This is a genomic window from Methylocystis parvus, from assembly GCF_049675845.1.
In the GTDB taxonomy this organism is placed as follows: Bacteria; Pseudomonadota; Alphaproteobacteria; order Rhizobiales; family Beijerinckiaceae; genus Methylocystis; species Methylocystis parvus_A.
In genome coordinates this window covers 1938136-1955496 of the sequence record NZ_CP187161.1, presented here as the reverse complement: position 1 = coordinate 1955496, position 17361 = coordinate 1938136, and the positions used below count along the sequence as shown (strand labels likewise).

The 17361-nt window shown below is 64.0% G+C and carries 16 protein-coding genes; 11 read left to right on the top strand and 5 right to left on the bottom strand.

Annotated elements, in window-relative coordinates; all coding sequences use genetic code 11:
* Positions 1 to 6 precede the first annotated feature (6 nt).
* Positions 7 to 237 carry a hypothetical protein gene (locus tag ACPFMJ_RS10020; RefSeq protein WP_424363646.1) on the top strand — a complete coding sequence of 77 codons (231 nt, stop codon included), beginning with the start codon at positions 7 to 9 and terminating at the stop codon, positions 235 to 237.
* 443 nt (positions 238 to 680) lie between these two features.
* Positions 681 to 941 carry a hypothetical protein gene (locus ACPFMJ_RS10015; RefSeq protein WP_424363645.1) on the top strand — a complete coding sequence of 87 codons (261 nt, stop codon included), beginning with the start codon at positions 681 to 683 and terminating at the stop codon, positions 939 to 941.
* A 40-nt stretch (positions 942 to 981) separates the two neighbouring features.
* Here the strand turns inward: ACPFMJ_RS10015 and mmsB are convergent, their stop codons facing one another.
* Both mmsB and ACPFMJ_RS10005 read right to left on the bottom strand, forming a co-directional pair.
* Positions 982 to 1932, bottom strand: a complete 951-nt coding sequence (gene mmsB / locus ACPFMJ_RS10010; protein WP_424363835.1) for a 3-hydroxyisobutyrate dehydrogenase — start codon at positions 1930 to 1932, stop codon at positions 982 to 984.
* Entirely contained in the window at positions 1878 to 3374 is a 1497-nt protein-coding gene (locus ACPFMJ_RS10005; RefSeq protein ID WP_424363834.1) for a CoA-acylating methylmalonate-semialdehyde dehydrogenase, read from the bottom strand. Before ACPFMJ_RS10005 ends, mmsB begins: the two co-directional genes overlap by 55 nt.
* A gap of 110 nt (positions 3375 to 3484) precedes the next feature.
* Between ACPFMJ_RS10005 and phhA the strand changes: the two genes are divergently transcribed.
* A complete protein-coding gene (gene phhA, locus ACPFMJ_RS10000; protein WP_424363644.1) occupies positions 3485 to 4360 on the top strand; it encodes a phenylalanine 4-monooxygenase in 876 nt (291 codons plus the stop codon).
* Between the two features lies 1 nt (position 4361).
* Here phhA and ACPFMJ_RS09995 read toward each other — a convergent pair whose 3' ends face one another.
* The 3 genes from ACPFMJ_RS09995 to hppD are packed head-to-tail and all read right to left on the bottom strand — an operon-like array spanning position 4362 to position 7760.
* A complete protein-coding gene (locus tag ACPFMJ_RS09995; protein WP_424363643.1) occupies positions 4362 to 5369 on the bottom strand; it encodes a fumarylacetoacetate hydrolase family protein in 1008 nt (335 codons plus the stop codon).
* 7 nt (positions 5370 to 5376) lie between these two features.
* Positions 5377 to 6666 (bottom strand): homogentisate 1,2-dioxygenase, encoded by a 1290-nt coding sequence (hmgA, locus tag ACPFMJ_RS09990; protein ID WP_424363642.1) that lies wholly within the window; start codon positions 6664 to 6666, stop codon positions 5377 to 5379.
* Positions 6663 to 7760, bottom strand: coding sequence for a 4-hydroxyphenylpyruvate dioxygenase (hppD, locus tag ACPFMJ_RS09985; protein WP_424363641.1), 1098 nt, complete (start codon positions 7758 to 7760; stop codon positions 6663 to 6665). The genes hmgA and hppD overlap by 4 nt, the downstream gene beginning before the upstream one ends.
* Before the next feature lie 120 nt (positions 7761 to 7880).
* Here hppD and maiA point away from each other — a divergent pair, with 120 nt between their 5' ends.
* The 8 genes from maiA (at position 7881) to ACPFMJ_RS09945 (ending at position 17305) form a co-directional block, all read left to right on the top strand.
* Positions 7881 to 8528: a maleylacetoacetate isomerase gene (gene maiA / locus ACPFMJ_RS09980; RefSeq protein ID WP_424363640.1), complete on the top strand. Its 648-nt coding sequence runs from the start codon at positions 7881 to 7883 to the stop codon at positions 8526 to 8528.
* A 63-nt stretch (positions 8529 to 8591) separates the two neighbouring features.
* Entirely contained in the window at positions 8592 to 9761 is a 1170-nt protein-coding gene (locus tag ACPFMJ_RS09975; RefSeq protein WP_424363639.1) for an isovaleryl-CoA dehydrogenase, read from the top strand.
* Positions 9762 to 9781: 20 nt separating this feature from the next.
* The gene (locus ACPFMJ_RS09970; RefSeq protein ID WP_424363638.1) at positions 9782 to 11383 is read left to right on the top strand and encodes a carboxyl transferase domain-containing protein; all 1602 of its coding nucleotides are present in this window, start codon (positions 9782 to 9784) and stop codon (positions 11381 to 11383) included.
* Positions 11384 to 11389: 6 nt separating this feature from the next.
* The gene (locus ACPFMJ_RS09965; RefSeq protein ID WP_424363637.1) at positions 11390 to 12181 is read left to right on the top strand and encodes an enoyl-CoA hydratase-related protein; all 792 of its coding nucleotides are present in this window, start codon (positions 11390 to 11392) and stop codon (positions 12179 to 12181) included.
* A gap of 1 nt (position 12182) precedes the next feature.
* A complete protein-coding gene (locus ACPFMJ_RS09960) occupies positions 12183 to 14171 on the top strand; it encodes an acetyl/propionyl/methylcrotonyl-CoA carboxylase subunit alpha (protein WP_424363636.1) in 1989 nt (662 codons plus the stop codon).
* On the top strand, positions 14158 to 15069 hold the full coding sequence (locus tag ACPFMJ_RS09955) for a hydroxymethylglutaryl-CoA lyase (protein WP_424363635.1): 912 nt from the start codon (positions 14158 to 14160) through the stop codon (positions 15067 to 15069). Before ACPFMJ_RS09960 ends, ACPFMJ_RS09955 begins: the two co-directional genes overlap by 14 nt.
* Positions 15070 to 15140: 71 nt before the next feature.
* Positions 15141 to 16250, top strand: a complete 1110-nt coding sequence (locus tag ACPFMJ_RS09950; RefSeq protein ID WP_424363833.1) for an acyl-CoA dehydrogenase family protein — start codon at positions 15141 to 15143, stop codon at positions 16248 to 16250.
* Positions 16247 to 17305: an enoyl-CoA hydratase/isomerase family protein gene (locus tag ACPFMJ_RS09945; RefSeq protein ID WP_424363634.1), complete on the top strand. Its 1059-nt coding sequence runs from the start codon at positions 16247 to 16249 to the stop codon at positions 17303 to 17305. Before ACPFMJ_RS09950 ends, ACPFMJ_RS09945 begins: the two co-directional genes overlap by 4 nt.
* Positions 17306 to 17361: the final 56 nt, after the last annotated feature.

Genomic DNA, 17361 nt, shown 5'->3' with positions numbered 1-17361 from the left:
GGATCCATGACTGACAATATCGACGACGATATGGACGGCCTGTCCGATCCCTTCAGCTACGAAGACCTCGTTTCCCAGCGCGCCATGGCCTTCTATCATGTGGCCCGCCTGACCGACACGGTTCAGGACGAGGCGGTGAAGGAGCTGTGCCTCACCATGCTGCGCAAGCTGAACGCCAGCATCAAGGCGCCGTCCACCGCAGAATTGCGGACGATCGAGGGCAGCAAGGGGCGGTAGGCTACCACCCCGCCGCATTGAAACTGTTGCGTTTTTGCCACAGGGTCCAGACCTTCGCAGCCGCTCGAGGCTCGCGAACACAGTTTCGCCACAGCCCGCGCCTCCAATCATCGCGTGCTCTCCTTGGGCATTCCTCCCTGAACTTGGGCCGCTGGCCGACAGCGGCTCTTTTTTTGCCGGGGCGCCGGCGTGGGGAAACTTGCCTGTGGAGAAGTGGCTGGAACGCCGTTCCGGCCTAGAGCGCGCCGCGAAAAAGTGGGAACCCTATTTCGCAAGAGGCGCGCCCCGAACCGACCGACGATCGCACCCCGCGGCTGGCTAAGGCCGCAGCGCGATTCAGGAGCGGGGCGCGAGGAGGGCCATCGATCTGTTGGCCAATGCGGGCCGCTATGGTCCGCACAGCCTGCGTCCGCAGGAAACGAACTTCAAGAAGGGACGTGTGAATGCGCAACTTTATCCGGCTTTCGGCTCTGCTGTCGCTGATCGTGGCCGCGCCGGCCTTCGCCCAGGGGACGCAAGCCCAGCGCGAGGCCTGCGAGGATGACGCCAAGCGTTTCTGCCAGGCGCAGATTCCGGATGTTGTCGCGATCGAGGGCTGCCTGAGGGCCGCCGCCGCCTCGCTCACCGACGACTGCCGCGCCGAGATGGGCCTCGCCGCGCCGGTCGCCGAAAAGACCACCAGCGGCAAGAAGAAGAAGCGCTGAGGCATTTGCGGGCGCGGGCCTGAAAGGCCCCGCCCGCCGCTCAGACTTTTCCGGCGAGCATCTCTATGACGCCGGAAAAGTCCCGCCCACCGCCGCCCTGGGCTTCATAAAGCGCGTAAAGCTGCGCCGCAGCTGCGCCGAGCGGCGTCACGGCGCCGGCCCTGGCCGCGGCGCTCTCCGCAAGCCTCAGATCCTTCAGCATCAGCCGCGTCGCGAAACCGGTCGCGTAGTCCCTGTTTGCAGGCGAGGCCGGCGCGAGCCCGGCGACCGGACAATAGGTCGTCAGCGACCAGGATTGACCGGAAGACGCGGCGGCGACCTCGAAAAGCTTCTGCGCCGGCAGACCGATCCGCTCCGCGAGCGCGAAGGCTTCCGCCGTGGCGATCATCGTCACGCCCAGCATCAGATTGTTGCACAGCTTGGTCGCCTGACCGAGGCCGGGGTCGCCGCAGTGAAAGAGACGCGCGCCCATCTTTTCCAGAATGGGCGTCGCGGCCGCGAATGCTTCCGAGGTCCCGCCGCACATGAAGGTGAGGCTTCCGGCTTCCGCCCCCGCGACGCCGCCCGAAACCGGCGCGTCGACCGCCCGCGCGCCGGCATAGCTCGCGAGCGCGTGGGCGTCGCGCGCCTGTGCGATGTCGATGGTGGAGCAGTCGATGAAGAGCGCGCCTTGCGGCATGAGCGGCAGCAATGCGCGCCAGACGGCGAGAACCTGCTCGCCATTTTGCAGCATCGTCACGACCGTATCGGCGCCCGCCGCAGCCTCTTCGAGGGACGAAGCGACGTCGAGGCCGCAACTCGCCGCCCTTTCGCGCGCCGCCTCGGCCGCGTCGAAGCAAGAAGGGCGTAAATTCGCGGCGGCGAGATTGCGCGCCATCGGCAAGCCCATGGCGCCAAGACCGATAAAGGCGATGCGGCCCATGGCTTGCTCCGCGATCATGACATTGTGGGCATGACGAAGCTCGCGCCTTCGCGCACCCCGCCCGGCCAGCGCGACGTGACGGTTTTCGTCTTCGTGTAAAACCGGAAGGCGTCTTCGCCATGCTGGTTGAGATCGCCAAAGGCCGACCGCTTCCAGCCGCCGAAAGTGTAGTAGGCGAGAGGCGTCGGGATCGGCACGTTGACGCCGATCATGCCGACCTGCGCGCGAGACGCGAAGTCGCGCGCCGCGCCGCCGTCGCGCGTGAAGATCGCCGCGCCGTTGCCATATTCGTGTTCGCTGACGAGCGAAAGCGCGTCTTCATAATTGCGCGCGCGAACCACGGAGAGCACGGGACCGAAAATCTCTTCCCTGTAGATGCGCATTCGCGGCGTCACCTCGTCGAAGAGACAGCCGCCCATGAAGAACCCGTCTTCATAGCCCTGCATCTTGAAGTCGCGTCCGTCGACGACAAGTTTCGCGCCTTCGTCGACGCCGAGCGCGACATAGTCCTTCACCCGGTCGAGATGCGCCTTCGTGACGAGCGGACCGAGATCGGCGCTCGCATCGGCAGGCAGCCCGATCTTGAGGCTTTCGACGCGCGGGACGAGACGGGTCAGCAACGCTTGCGCCGCTTCTTCTCCGACAGGTACGGCGACGGAGATCGCCATGCAACGTTCGCCCGCCGAGCCATAACCGGCGCCGATGAGCGCGTCGGCGGCGCCGTCCATGTCGGCGTCGGGCATCACGACCATATGGTTCTTCGCCGCGCCGAAACATTGCGCGCGCTTTCCGGCCGCGCAGGCGCGCGCATAGACATATTCGGCGATTTGCGACGAGCCGACAAAGGCGACGGCCTTCACGTCGGCGTCGTCGAGCAGCGCGTCGACCGCCTCGCGGTCGCCATTGACGACGTTGAGCGCGCCAGCCGGCAGGCCGGCTTCCATCATCAATTCGGCGAGGCGCAGCGGCACGCTCGGATCGCGCTCCGAGGGCTTGAGAATGAAGGCGTTGCCGCAGGCGATGGCGGGCGCGAACATCCACATCGGGATCATCGCCGGGAAATTGAACGGCGTGATCCCCGCCGCGACGCCGAGCGGCTGGCGCATTGAATAGAGATCTATGCCGGGCCCCGCCGCGTCCGTGTAGCCGCCTTTGAGAAGATGCGGCGCGCCGGCGCAGAACTCGACGACTTCGAGTCCGCGCTGGATGTCGCCGCGCGCGTCGGCGACGGTCTTGCCATGTTCGCTGGACAGCAATTCGGCCAGCTGCTCCTGCTCGCGCCCGACAAGCTCAAGAAACTTGATCAGCACGCGCGCGCGGCGCTGCGGGTTGACGGACGCCCATGCGGGCTGCGCGCGCTTCGCGCTTTCGACGGCGTCGCGAACTTCCGTTCGAGACGCCAGTGCGACCCGCGCCGCGACGGCGCCGGTCGCAGGATCGAAAACATCGCCGACGCGGCCGCTATTTCCCGCAACGCGTCGCCCGTCGATGAAATGCGCAAGGCTGGACATATGCATGGAGTTAGGGCGCATGGCGGCAACGCATAGGCCCGCGGGCGTCTGTCGAACACTTCAAGCGCGTTGGACTCGACATAAATAAATTCGCAGCAGCGAGGGCCGCCATGACCGCAGCACCGGAAGAAAAGAACCGCTACGCCCAAGCGCCGCGCAGGGACGATTGGACGATCGACCAGAACTGGGCGTCCTACACAATGGAAGAGCACGATCGCTGGAACCGGCTCTTTGCGCGCCAGGCCAAGCTCCTGCCCGGGCGCGCCTGCGACGCCTTTCTCGCCGCGAAGCAAAAGCTCGAATTGTCGCGCGCGGGGATTCCAGATTTCCAGGAGCTGAGCGACAGGCTTGGCGCGTTGACCGGCTGGCGCGTCGTGCCCGTCGCCGGGCTCATCCCCGACGACGCTTTCTTCGACCATCTCGCCAATCGCCGCTTCCCGGCCGGGGCCTTCATCCGGCCGGAGCGCGAACTCGATTACCTTTCAGAACCCGATGTCTTTCACGATGTCTTCGGTCACGTCCCGCTGCTGGCCGATCCGGTCTATGCTCGCTTTCTCGAAGCCTATGGGAAGGGCGGCGCGCGCGCCCTGCAGCGCGGCCAGCTACACAATCTGGCGCGGCTCTATTGGTATACGGTGGAGTTCGGCCTGATCCGCACGCCGCAAGGCCTGCGCATCTTCGGCGCGGGCATTCTCTCCTCGCCGGGAGAGACGGTGTTTTCGCTGGAGGATTCTTCGCCCAACCGCATCGCTTTCGACCTCATGCGCGTCATGCGCACGAAATACATCATCAGCGACTATCAGCAGAGCTATTTCGTCGTCGACAGTTTCGAGCAATTGCTGGACGAATGTTACCGGGATTTCGGCGACCTTTACGATGCGCTCCTTCTGGAGCCCGACATAGAGGCGCATGAGATCGTCGCGGGCGACAGGGTGATCACCAGGGGCGATCATCATTACTTTGACAGCAAGGGCGCGGCCGCTTGAGTCAGCGGCTCTCGACGCTTTGTTCGATGGCGCCGAAGATGGTGTGGCGGTTCTTGTCGAGCATCTCGATCCGCACCACGTCGCCCGCTTTCAGGAAGGGCGTGACGGGCGCGCCGGTGAGCAGCGCTTCCACCGTGCGCTGCTCGGCGATGCAGGAATAGCCGACGCCGCCTTTCGCGACGGGCAGCCCCGGCCCGCCATCGGCGGCGCGATTCGAGACCGTTCCCGAACCGATGATCGTTCCCGCCGACAATGGCCGCGTCCGCGCCGCATGCGCGATGAGCTGACCGAAGTCGAAGGTCATATCCACGCCGGCATTGGGATGGCCGAGAGCCGCGCCGTTGATCGAGGTGAGGAGAGGCAGCGACAGCTTCGCGCCGTCCCAGGCGTCGCCAAGTTCGTCCGGCGTAACGGCGACGGGGGAGAAGGCCGAGGAGGGCTTTGACTGGTAAAAGCCGAAGCCCTTCGACATCTCCCCCTGCACGAGGCTGCGCAATGTGACGTCATTGACGAGCATGACGAGCCGAATGTGGCGCCGCGCCGCTTCCGCCGTCACGCCGATCGGAACGTCGTCCGTTATGACGGCGACCTCGCCTTCGAGATCGAGCCCATATTTTTCATCGCCTAGCGGGATGGCGTCGCGCGGCCCGAGAAAGGCGTCCGAGCCGCCCTGATAGATCAGCGGATCGGTCCAGAAGCTTTCGGGCATGTCCGCGCCGCGCGCGCGGCGCACAAGCTCGACATGGTTCACATAGGCCGAACCGTCCGCCCACTGGAAAGCGCGCGGCAAAGGCGAGGCGCAGTCATGTTCGCGAAAGCGGAAGACAGTCGTCGTCTCTCTATCGACTCGATCCGCGAGCGTCGCCAGTTTCGGCGCGACTCTCTCCCAATTGTCGAGCGCGAACTGAAGCGTCGGCGCGATGTCGTCGGCGTGGGTGGCGTGCGTGAGGTCGCGCGACACGACGACGAGGCGTCCGTCGCGTCCGCCCTTGAGAGAAGCAAGCTTCATATGCGCCTCACGGCTTCGAGGTGAAAAGTTTGGGCAGGCCGGACCAGCAATCGGCATAGTCTGGTTGCAACGTATCCAAGGACAGCGCGTAGTCGGTCGGATGCTGCGGCAAGCGGGTCTCGAACATGAAGGCGAGCGTATTTTCGAGTTTCGAGGGCCTCAGCTCGGCGCGCGTCGCGGCGGCGAAGGCGGCGGCGTCCGGCCCGTGCGGCAGCATGGCGTTGTGCAAGGACATGCCGCCGGGCGCGAAGCCCTCGGGCTTGGCGTCATAGGCGCCGAAAATCAGCCCCATGAACTCGCTCATGACATTCATGTGGAACCAGGGCGGGCGGAACGTGTCCTCCGCGACCTGCCAGCGCTCCGGGAAAATCACGAAATCCACATCGCCAACGCCGGGCTGCGCGGAGGGCGAGGTGAGCACGCAGAAGATCGACGGATCGGGATGATCGAAGAGCAGCGCGCCCATCGGCGCAAATTTGCGCAGGTCGTATTTGTAGGGGGCGTAATTGCCATGCCAGGCGACGACGTCGAGCGGCGAATGGCCGATATCGCAGGCGAAGAAACGCCCGCCCCATTTCACGGTGAGCCGGCCCCGGCGTTCGACGTCCTCATAGGCCGCGACGGGGGTGAGAAAATCACGCGGCGCGGCGAGGCCGTTTGCGCCGATGACGCCGCGATAGGGCAGGGTGAGAGGCGCGCCGTAGTTTTCACAAAAATAGCCGCGCGCCGGGCCGTCCCTTAACGCGATGCGAAATTTCACCCCGCGCGGGAGGAGGCAGATTTCGCCGGGCGAAACGTCGATGCGCCCGAACTCCGTGTCGATGAGCAGGGCGCCTTTCTGCGGAAGAAGGAGAAGTTCGCCATCCGCATCGTAGAAATAGTCGTCGACCATGTCCGTCGTGACGACAAAGACGCCCGCGGCCATGCCAGTGCGGGCCTCCGCGTCGCCGCTGCATGTCATGGTGCGGACGCCCTCGATGAAAGTCAGTTTTTCATTCGGGATCGGTGTCGGCCCCCAGCGCAACTGGCCGAGCGGCGCTTCGGGAACGTGATACGGCGCCGTCTTCCAATAAGGGAGATCGAGAGGCGTAAATCGGCGCGCATGCAGGACGCTTGGGCGAATGCGGTAAAGCCAGGAGCGCCTGTTCGCGGGCGGCGGCGCGGTGAAGGCGGAGCCTGAGATCTGCTCGGCGTAGAGGCCGTAAGGACCGCGCTGCGGCGAGTTGCGTCCTTCCGGCAACGCGCCTGGCATGGCTTCGGTCGCGAATTCGTTGCCGAAGCCGGTCATATAATTCATGCGTCGGTCTCCGGCTTCAGAACGCCGCGCCGCAACTGGTCCTCCTCGATGGATTCGAAAAGCGCCTGGAAATTCCCTTCGCCGAATCCCTCGTCGCCCTTGCGCTGGATGAACTCGAAGAAGATCGGGCCGACGACCGTCTTCGAGAAGATTTGCAAGAGCAGGCGAGGCTGGGCCTCTGGCGCGCTCGAGCCGTCTATGAGAACGCCAAGCTCCTTCAGCCGGGGGATCGACTCCCCGTTGCCCGGAAGGCGCGCCTCCACCGCCTCGTAATATGTATCTGGCGGCGCCGGCATGAAGTCGAGGCCGTTGCGTCTCAATCGCTCGACCGTGTCGTAAATGTCCCGGCAGGCGCAGGCGATGTGCTGCACGCCCTCGCCATTATAGGCGTCGAGAAATTCCTCGATCTGGCTCGTTTCGTCGGCGCTTTCATTGATGGGAATGCGGATCTTGCCGCAGGGGCTCGCCATGGCGCGCGAATGCAGGCCGGTGAAACGCCCTTCGATGTCGAAATAGCGAATCTGCCGGAAGTGGAAGAGCCGCGCATACCAGTCCGCGAGCGCGTCCATGCGTCCGCGGCGGACATTGTGAGTGAGGTGGTCGATGGCGATGAGCCCCACGCCGTCGGGCCTCGGATCGGGGGCGTCCGTCCAGCGGAAGTCGATGTCCCAGATCGAGCCTTTGTCGCCATAACGGTCGACAAGATAGATCAGCGCGCCGCCGACGCCTTCGAGCGCGGGAATATGCAGCTCCATCGGCCCCGGCCTGTGCGAGACGATATTCGCCCCGAGCAGCGACGCCCGGCTGAGCGCGAGTCCGGCGTCGACGACGCGGAATCCCATGGCGCAGACGGAAGGCCCATGCTCGCGCGCGAAGGCTGCGGCGAAGCTGTCGGGCTCGTTGTTGAGCACGTAGTTGATGTCACCCTGCCGATAGAGCGTCACGTCTTTCGACCGATGCCGGGCGACGGCCACGAAGCCCATCGTCTCGAACAGGGCCGCGAGCTGCGCGGGATCTGGATGGGCGAATTCCACGAATTCGAACCCGTCCGTGCCCATCGGGTTGTCATTTGAGACGACAGGAGGCCTTTCCATGGAGAGCGCCGTCATCGCCTTTTGCCTCTAGCGCGGTTGCTCCTCCTGAAAATATGGCGGCGGCCCGGCGGGTGAAGCCCTATCTGAAACTTTGGCGACCATCCTTTCGGGGGGTTTCTCATGATCCTCTATGATTACTGGCGGTCTTCGGCGGCCTATCGCGTGCGGATCGCGCTCGCGCTGAAGGGGCTCGTCGTCGAGCGGCGCTTCGTGCATCTGCGGGACGGCGCGCAGAAGACGCCGGCATATCGGCGGAAAAACCCCCAACAGCTTGTGCCTGCGCTCGAGCTCGACGACGGTAGCGTGCTGACTCAATCGCTCGCGATCATCGACTATGTCGACGCGATTCATCCCGACCCGAGGCTCGCGCCCTCAGACGCTCTGCTCGCCGCCCGCGCGCGCGCCGTTGCGCTCGCCATCGCCTGTGACATTCACCCGCTCGCCAATCTGCGGGTCGCCGACTTTATGCGCGACGAGCTGAAGCTCGACGAGGACAGAATCGCCGGATGGCGGCGACACTGGATCGCCTCCGGTCTGGAGGCGATCGAAGCGACGATCGAACCTGCGCCATTCTGCTTTGGAAGCGCGCCGACCATCGCCGACATCTGTCTCGCGCCGCAAGTCTTCAGCGCCGAGCGCTTCGGCGTTCCTCTCGAGCCTTTTCCAAAAATTCGAAGCGTCTCGGCCATTTGCGCCGCGCATCCGGCCTTCGTCGCCGCGCATCCATTCAAGCAACCGGATGCGGAGGCAACGGCGCCGGCGCCTTGAAACCCCCGCGCGCCGGTAAATATAGCCGCTATGCCGCCGTCTGGCAGTCAGGAGTAAGGCGCAATGCGCCACTTTACGCCGGTCATGGATTTCGATCTCGGTGACACGACGCAAATGCTGCGTCACGAAGTCGAGACCTTCGCGACGAGGGAAATAGCTCCGCGCGCGACCAGGATCGACGCGCAGAACGCGTTTCCTGACGATCTCTGGCGCAAGATGGGACAGCTTGGGGTCCTTGGGGTCACGGTCTCTGAAGACTATGGCGGGGCGGGGCTCGGCTATCTCGAGCATGTCATCGTCATGGAGGAGATCAGCCGCGCATCGGCCTCCATCGGCCTCTCATACGGCGCGCATTCGAATCTCTGCGTTAATCAGATTCATCGCAACGGCTCCGACGAGCAGAAGCGCCGCTATCTTCCCGGGCTGATCACGGGCGAATATGTCGGCGCCCTCGCTATGTCGGAACCTGGCGCAGGCTCCGACGTGACCGGCATGTGCCTGCGTGCGGAGAAACGTGGCGACGGCTACGTCCTCAACGGACGAAAAATGTGGGTGACGAACGGCCCCGACGCGGATGTGCTGATCGTCTACGCCAAGACAGAGCCATCGGCGGGCGCGCATGGCATTACCGCCTTTATCGTGGAGAAGCGCTTCCCGGGATTTGATGCCGGCGTGAAGCTGGACAAGCTTGGCATGCGCGGCTCCAATACGAGCGAACTCGTTTTCGACGACTGTATCGTGCCGGCCGAGAATGTCCTCGGTGGGCCGGAGGGCGGCGTCGCGGTGCTGATGAGCGGCCTCGATTATGAGCGCGCGGTTCTGTCTGGCGGCCCTGTTGGCATCATGCGCGCCTGCATGGATCTCGTTCTTCCCTATGTTCACGACCGCAAGCAGTTCGGCCGCCCGATCGGCGAGTTCGAACTGATGCAGGGGAAGCTCGCGGATATGTACACGGCGCTCGGCGCCACGCGGGCCTATGTTTATGCCGTCGCCAAGGCCTGCGATCTTGGCCGTTCCACGCGCAAGGACGCCGCATCGGCAATCCTCTTCGCATCCGAGCGCGCGACCTGGATGGCGCTCGAAGCCATCCAGTGTCTTGGAGGCAACGGTTATACGAATGATTATCCGGCGGGACGTCTGCTGCGCGACGCGAAGCTCTACGAAATCGGCGCGGGGACGAGCGAGATCAGGCGCATGCTCATTGGGCGCGAGCTTTTTCAAGAGACGCGCTGACGATGCGCGTGAGGGTTTCAATGGCGATCGTCGAGACATCGATTGATCGACGCTTGGCGGAGTTCGCCGAAAACCGCGACGCCATGACCGCGCGTGTGGAAAAGCTCCGAGACATCTCTTCGCTCATCTGCAAGGGAGGCGGCGCCGAGGCGCAGGCGCGTCATACCGGGCGCGGAAAGATGCTGGCGCGCGAACGCATCGCCGCGCTTGTCGATCCGTTTTCGCCCTTTCTCGAAATCGGGCATTACGCCGCTTACGGCATGTATGACGGCAAGCTGGCCTGCGCCGGCGTCGTCGCGGGCGTCGGCCGGATCAAAGGTCGCGAATGCATGATCGTCGCCAATGACGCGACGGTGAAAGGCGGCGCCTATTTCCCGATGACGGTGAAAAAACATCTGCGCGCGCAGGAAATCGCGGCGCAGAACAGATTGCCCTGCGTCTATCTCGTCGACTCCGGCGGCGCCAATCTCCCGACGCAGGAAGACGTCTTCCCCGATCGTGATCATTTCGGCCGCATCTTTTACAATCAGGCGCGGATGTCGGCCGAGGGCGTGTCGCAGATCGCCGTGGTCATGGGTTCCTGCACCGCCGGGGGCGCCTATGTCCCGGCCATGTCCGACGAGACGATCATCGTGCGCAATCAGGGAACGATTTTTCTCGCCGGTCCGCCGCTCGTCGAGGCGGCGACTGGCGAAGTCGTCTCCGCAAACGATCTCGGCGGCGCTGACGTTCATTGCCGGCAATCCGGCGTGACGGATCATCTCGCAGAGAATGACGCGCACGCCCTCGCGCTTGCGCGCGCGATTGTCAGCCATCTGCCGCCGGGCAATAAACGAGCGGCCGAAGCGGCCGTGGAGCCGAGATACGACGCGCAGGAGCTATACGGGGTCGTGCCGAACGACGCCCGCAAGCAGTTCGATGCGCGGGAGGTCATCGCGCGCATTGTCGACGATAGTCGCTTCGACGAGTTTCGCGCTCTGTATGGACCGACGCTGTTGACGGGCTTCGCGCGCATCTGGGGCTACGAGGTCGGGATCGTCGCCAACAATGGCATCATCTTTCCCGAAAGCGCCTTGAAAGCCGCACATTTCATCGAACTTTGCGCGCAACGCGGGACGCCGCTCGTCTTCCTGCAGAACACGACAGGGTTCATGGTGGGAAGAAAATACGAAGCGCAGGGCGTCGCCAAGGAGGGCGCCAAGATGGTGGCCGCCGTCGCGAGCGCCGCCGTGCCGAAATTCACGGTCATCATCGGCGGCAGTTTCGGCGCCGGCAATTACGCGATGTGCGGTCGGGCTTATTCTCCCCGATTCCTGTGGATGTGGCCCAATGCGCGGATCGGCGTGATGGGCGGCGAGCAGGCGGCCAATGTGCTGACCCGTGTGAAGCGCGGAGCCAGCGAAGCGCGCGGGGAGCTTTGGACTGTCGAAGAGGAGAGCGCTTACTCCAGGACGATTCGCGCGCAATATGAGAGCCAAAGCGATGCGCTCTACGCCAGCGCGCGGCTGTGGGACGACGGCGTCATCGATCCCGCCGATACGAGGCGCGTCCTTGCGCTCGCCATTTCCGCAAGTCTCAACGCGCCTATCGAACAGACGCGTTTCGGTCTTTTTCGAATGTGAGGCCGCATGGAACTTGTCGAAACGATGGACGACAGAGGCGTGGTCACGCTGATCCTGAACCGCCCCCAGCGCCGCAATGCGCTCGACCCGTCGCTTGTCGCGCATCTCGGCGGCGCCCTGCGCCGGATCGATGCGGATCCCGATGCCCGCGTCGTCGTGCTCAGCGGGGCCGGCGAGAATTTCTGCGCGGGCGGCGACATCGAATGGATGAAAAGCGCAGCAGAGGCGTCGCCGCAGGAAAATGAAAAGGATGCGCTCGCCCTTGAAGAGATGTTCGGCGCATTGGACCAACTCTCCAAGCCGACAGTCGCGCTGGTTCAGGGGGTGGCCTTCGGGGGCGGCGTGGGGCTCGTCGCCTGTTGCGACATCTCCCTTGCCGCGAAGAGCGCGAAATTCTGTCTCAGCGAAGTGCGCCTCGGCCTGATTCCGGCGGTGGTCGGCCCTTATGTTCTGCGCGCCATCGGCGCTCGCGCCATGCGCGCCCTGGCGCTGTCGGCGGAAATCGTCGGCGCGGACTGCGCCTTTCATGTCGGACTCGTGCATGAGGTCGCCCGTGAAGATGGCCTGATCGCTGCGCGAGACCGGATCGTCGAAGCGCTCCTTCTCGGCGCGCCCGGCGCGCAGGCGGCTGTCAAACAATTGGTCCGCATATGTCAGGACCGCATTCCCGACGCTTCGCTATCAAGGGAGACTGCAAGGCTTCTCGCTGAGCGCCGCTCATCGCCGGAAGGGGTCGAGGGTCTGAGCGGCTTTCTGGAAAAGCGCGCGCCGATCTGGCGCGCTCCGCGGAGCGTCTAGCATGTTCCGAAAAGTCCTGATCGCGAACCGGGGAGAAATCGCCTGCCGCGTTATCAGGACGGCGCGCCGCATGGGCGTTGCGTCCGTCGCGGTCTTTTCCGACCCGGACGCCGATGCGCTTCATGTGGAGATGGCGGACGAAGCCTGGCGATTAGGTCCCGCGCCGGCGCGGGACAGCTACCTGTGCGCCGAGAAAATCATCGAAGTCGCGCGACACACTGGGGCCGACGTAATTCATCCGGGTTACGGGTTTCTCGCCGAATCGGCGGCTTTCTCGGAACGCTGCGCGCAAGCTGGAATCGTTTTCATCGGGCCGTCGCCTAGGACGATGCAAGCCGTCGGGGACAAGGCGGCGGCCAAGCGGCTGATGAACGAGATTGGCGTGCCGACGCTTCCCGGCTTTCATGGCGATGGGCAGGATGCGCGCCTTTTTGCTTCGGTTGCGCGCGAGATCGGCTACCCTGTCGTCATCAAGGCGTCTGCCGGCGGCGGCGGTCGGGGCATGCGCGTCGTTCAAACCGAAGACGAGCTGTCTGGCGCGATGGAGAGCGCTGCGCGGGAGGCAGCGCTCGCTTTTGGAGACGGGCGTTTGCTCCTCGAAAAATTCGTCGAGAGGCCGAGGCACGTCGAGATCCAGTTCGTCGCGGACGCTCACGGCAACGTCGCAACTTTCGCCGAACGCGACTGTTCCCTGCAAAGACGCCACCAAAAGGTGATAGAAGAAAGCCCGGGGCCCGGCGTCGCCAATGAGATGCGCGCCGCGCTTTGGAACGCGACGAGGCGCATCGCGCGCGCTTCAGCCTATGTCGGCGCGGGGACCGCAGAGTTCCTCCTGGACGGCCTCTCTTTTTACTTTCTCGAAGTGAATGCGCGTCTGCAGGTGGAGCATCCGGTCACCGAAATGATTTCGGGGATGGATCTCGTCGAATGGCAGTTTCGCGTCGCATCCGGAGAGTCGCTGCCGAAGCGGCAGGATGAAATCGGGTCTCGAGGTTGGGCGATCGAGGCGCGACTTTGCGCCGAAGATCCAGCGCAAGATTTCCGGCCTTCCTCGGGCGCCATCGCGCATCTCAGGCTGCCAGCCGAGAGCGAGAGACTGCGCGTTGAGATCGGCGTGAAGGAGGGGGACGCGATCTCGTCCCATTATGATTCTCTCCTCGCCAAAGTCGTCGCTTGGGACGAGGAAAGAGACGGGGCTGTCCGCTTGCTTGCGAGGGCGCTCGACGCGATTGCAATTGTCGGCGTCGCGTCCAATCTCGACTTTTTGCGCGCGCTGCTACGAAACGACGCGTTTCTCGACGGGCATGCGGATACGAGCCTCGCGCAGGACGTGGCGAATGCTCTGCAGCCGCTTCCCGCGGACGAAACGCTTCTGCTTGCCGCAGCCGCGGCGGGTTGGCGTGCGCGGGAGAGCGCATCGATCGCGTGCAGCGATCCATATTCTCCCTGGGCCGTCGCCGACGCCTGGCGTCTTTACGGTGAAGACAGGCAAAAGGTCGCGTTCCGCTACGACGGTCGGCTGCTAGAATGCGACATTGTCTTGATCGATGCGGATAGCTTTCGGATGACGACCCCGCAGGGGGCTCTCTTGGTCACGGCGAAGCATGTTGGCGAGCGCCTCGCGCTTTTTGTCGAGGGCAGGCGTAAGGAAGTCGCGGTCGCCACTCTGCCTTCGGGCTGGGTGGTGATCGTGGATGGTCGCAATTACTTTCTGGAATGGATCGAGACGCTCGCGCCGCCGCCGAAACCTGTCGAGCGCGAACGCCCTTTCATGGCTCCGTTGCCGGCGCGCGTCGCGAAGGTTCTCGTCAAGCGCGGCGATCACATTGAAAAGGGCGCGCCGCTCATTCTGCTGGAGGCCATGAAAATGGAAATCCCGATCAACGCGCCGCACGAGGGTGTGGTGAAGGAGGTCTATTGCGGAGAGGGGCAATCGGTGCGGGAGGGCGAGGAACTGCTCGCCTGGCGGTCCGCCGATGACGTTGCCTGAGCGCATCCGACTCGTAGAGGTCGGCCCTAGAGACGGTCTTCAGAATGAGCCGGCCCTTCTTTCGATCGACACCCGTGCGCGACTGATCGAGCTTCTCGCGCGGGCGGGCCTGAAGACGATCGAGGCCGGAAGCTTTGTGCCGCCTCGCGCCGTTCCGCAGATGAAGGGAACGGCCGAGGTGCTCGCGGCAATCGCTCCGAGCTGCGACGCGCGGCTATGTGTTTTGACGCCGAATATCATAGGGCTGGAGGCCGCGCTCGCCGCCGGCGTGCGAGAAGTCGCGGTTCTCACCGCGGCCTCCGAAAGCTTCTCCCTCAGGAATCTCAATTGCAGGATCGAGGAAAGTCTGGAGAGGATCGGGTCGCTTGCGCCAATAGCCAAAACCCACGGCGTCGCCATTCGTGGCTATATTTCCTGCGTCCTGGGCTGTCCGTTCGAGGGAAACGTCGACACGGCGCGCGTGGTCGCCATCGCAAGAGAGCTGCATAGGCTGGGCTGCTACGAAGTCTCGCTCGGCGATACGATCGGCGTTGGAACGCCCTTCGCCGCGCGCAGGCTTGTCGAAGCCGTCGCCCGCGATGTGCCGATCGAGCGGCTCGCTGGTCATTTCCACGACACCTACGGGCAGGCGCTTGCAAATATTTTCGCCTGCCTCGAACTGGGCGTATCGACCTTCGACAGTTCGGTCGCGGGGCTTGGCGGCTGCCCCTATGCCCCGGGCGCGACCGGCAACGTCGCGACGGAGGACGTTGTCTATATGCTCCATGACTCGGGCGCCGATACGGGCGTCGATCTCGACCGACTGCTCGATGCGGGCGCTTTCATTTGCGAGCGTCTTGGGCGTTCGCCCGAATCGCGCGTGGCGCGGGCGTTCCGCACAAAACGGAAGTTTTGTTGAGAGACAGGAGACGAGCCTTGCCTCTATATTCTCTGAGCGGCCTGAGCGAAGAGCAGCGCGCCATTCGGGACATGGCGCTGGGCTTCGCGGCCGAGAAGATTGAGCCTTTCGCGCTGGATTGGGACGCGAACAAGGTTTTCCCTGTTGAAACATTCCGCGCTGCCGCGGCGCTGGGGATGGCGGCGATCTATGTTCGCGAGGAGGCGGGCGGGGCCGGGCTTTCACGCGTCGACGCGGCGCTGATTTTCGAAGCGCTCGCGACGGGCTGCCCGGCGGTCGCCGCCTATCTTTCGATTCATAACATGTGCGGCTGGATGATCGACGCTTATGGCTCGGACGAGCAGCGCCGTCGCTACATGCCAAGTCTGGCGACCATGGAGACGCTGACGAGCTACTGCCTGACGGAACCAGGCTGCGGCTCCGATGCGGCGGCTTTGCGCACGTGGGCAGTCCGGCACGGCGACGCTTATGTCCTCACGGGCCAGAAGCAATTCATCTCCGGCGCCGGCGCGGGCGGCGATAAGCATCTCTACATCGTGATGGCCCGAACGGGCGATGCGGGGTCGACTGGAATCTCGGCATTCCTCGTCGAAGGCGACGCCGCCGGATTGAGCTTCGGCGTCAATGAGCGAAAAATGGGTTGGAACGCGCAGCCGACGCGGACCGTGGCCTTCGACGACTGCAGGGTTTCGGTTGAGAACCGCCTTGGCGCAGAGGGAGAAGGCTTTCGCATGGCGATGGCCGCTCTCGATGGCGGACGCCTCAATATCGGCGCCTGTTCGCTCGGCGGCGCCCAAAGCGCTCTGGAAAAGGCGACCGTCTATGCACATGAGCGCAAAGCCTTTGGGCGCGCCATCGCCGACTTTCAAACGCTTCAATTCAAACTCGCGGACATGGCGACGGATCTCGAGGCGGCGCGGGCTCTGCTTTGGCGCGCCGCGGCCGCCCTCGATGTGAAGGACGCGGATGCGACGCGCCTCTGCGCTATGGCGAAACGCGTCGCCACCGACACGGGCTTCGCAGTCGTCGATAGCGCCGTGCAAATCTTCGGCGGATACGGCTATCTCTCCGACTACGGCGTCGAGAAACTGTTGCGTGATTTGCGGGTGCATCGCATCCTAGAAGGAACGAACGAAATCATGCGCGTGATCGTCGCGCGGGATTTGTTGAAGGATTTATGATGGCGCAGGCGGAGATCCTTGTTTCGCGAGAAGGCCGGGTCGGCCGCATTCGGCTGAATCGGCCAAAGGCGCTCAATAGCCTGACGCTCCACATGGTTCGGGGGTTTAGGCGGGCGCTCGTCGACTTTGCGTCGGACGCGAACATCTTTGCGGTCCTCGTCACCGGCGAAGGCGAGCGTGGGCTCTGCGCGGGCGGCGATATACGCAGGCTTTACGACCTCCGCGACGGCGACAAAGATTACTACAGGGATTTCTGGCGTGAGGAATACGAACTCAACGCCATGATCGCCCGCTACGGAAAGCCTTATGTGGTCGTCATGGACGGGCTGGTGATGGGCGGCGGCGTCGGCGTTTCCGCGCACGGAAATTGCCGAATCGTGACGGAGCGCACGCGCCTCGCCATGCCGGAAACCGGCATCGGCTTCGTCCCTGATGTGGGCGGCACATGGCTGCTGACGCGGGCCGGCGGCGCAGGCGTTTATCTCGCATTGTCGGGCGCGACGATCTCCGCCGCCGACGCGCTTCATGTCGGGCTGGCCGATGTCTTCGTCGAGTCGCAAAAGCTCGAGGGGGTTATCCGACGCTTGACAACCATCAGGGACTCTTCCGAAGCGAATGCTCTCCTGCGGGAATCCGCGGGCCAGGCAGAGATCGGGGAATTGGCGAAAAACGCGGAAACGCTGGATCGCGTCATGTCGAAGGATCAAGTCGAGGACATTCTCGAGGCGCTCGAGTCTTTGGGGACAAGCTTTGCTGACAGCGCCGCCAGGGAGATCCGCGGCAAATCGCCGACGAGCCTCAAGGTGACGCATGCGCTGTTGAAGCAGGCGATGAGAGCCGAAAATCTTGAGGCGTGCCTCATCAAGGAATTTCGCGCGGCTTGCGGTCTCCTCGGGACGCATGATCTTCAAGAGGGCATTCGCGCGGCGATCGTCGATAAGGATCGATCTCCACAGTGGCGCCCCGCTGCGCTTGAAGAGGTGAGTGAGGCTGCGGTCGCGAAGATACTTGCAGGCGACGGCTCGCCGGAACCGCGCTTTCCGAGCGCTCCCTAGCGCCTCTTCCTTCTCCTCCGGGATGCGCCACGTAACAGGAAGTCGCTTGAGATTTC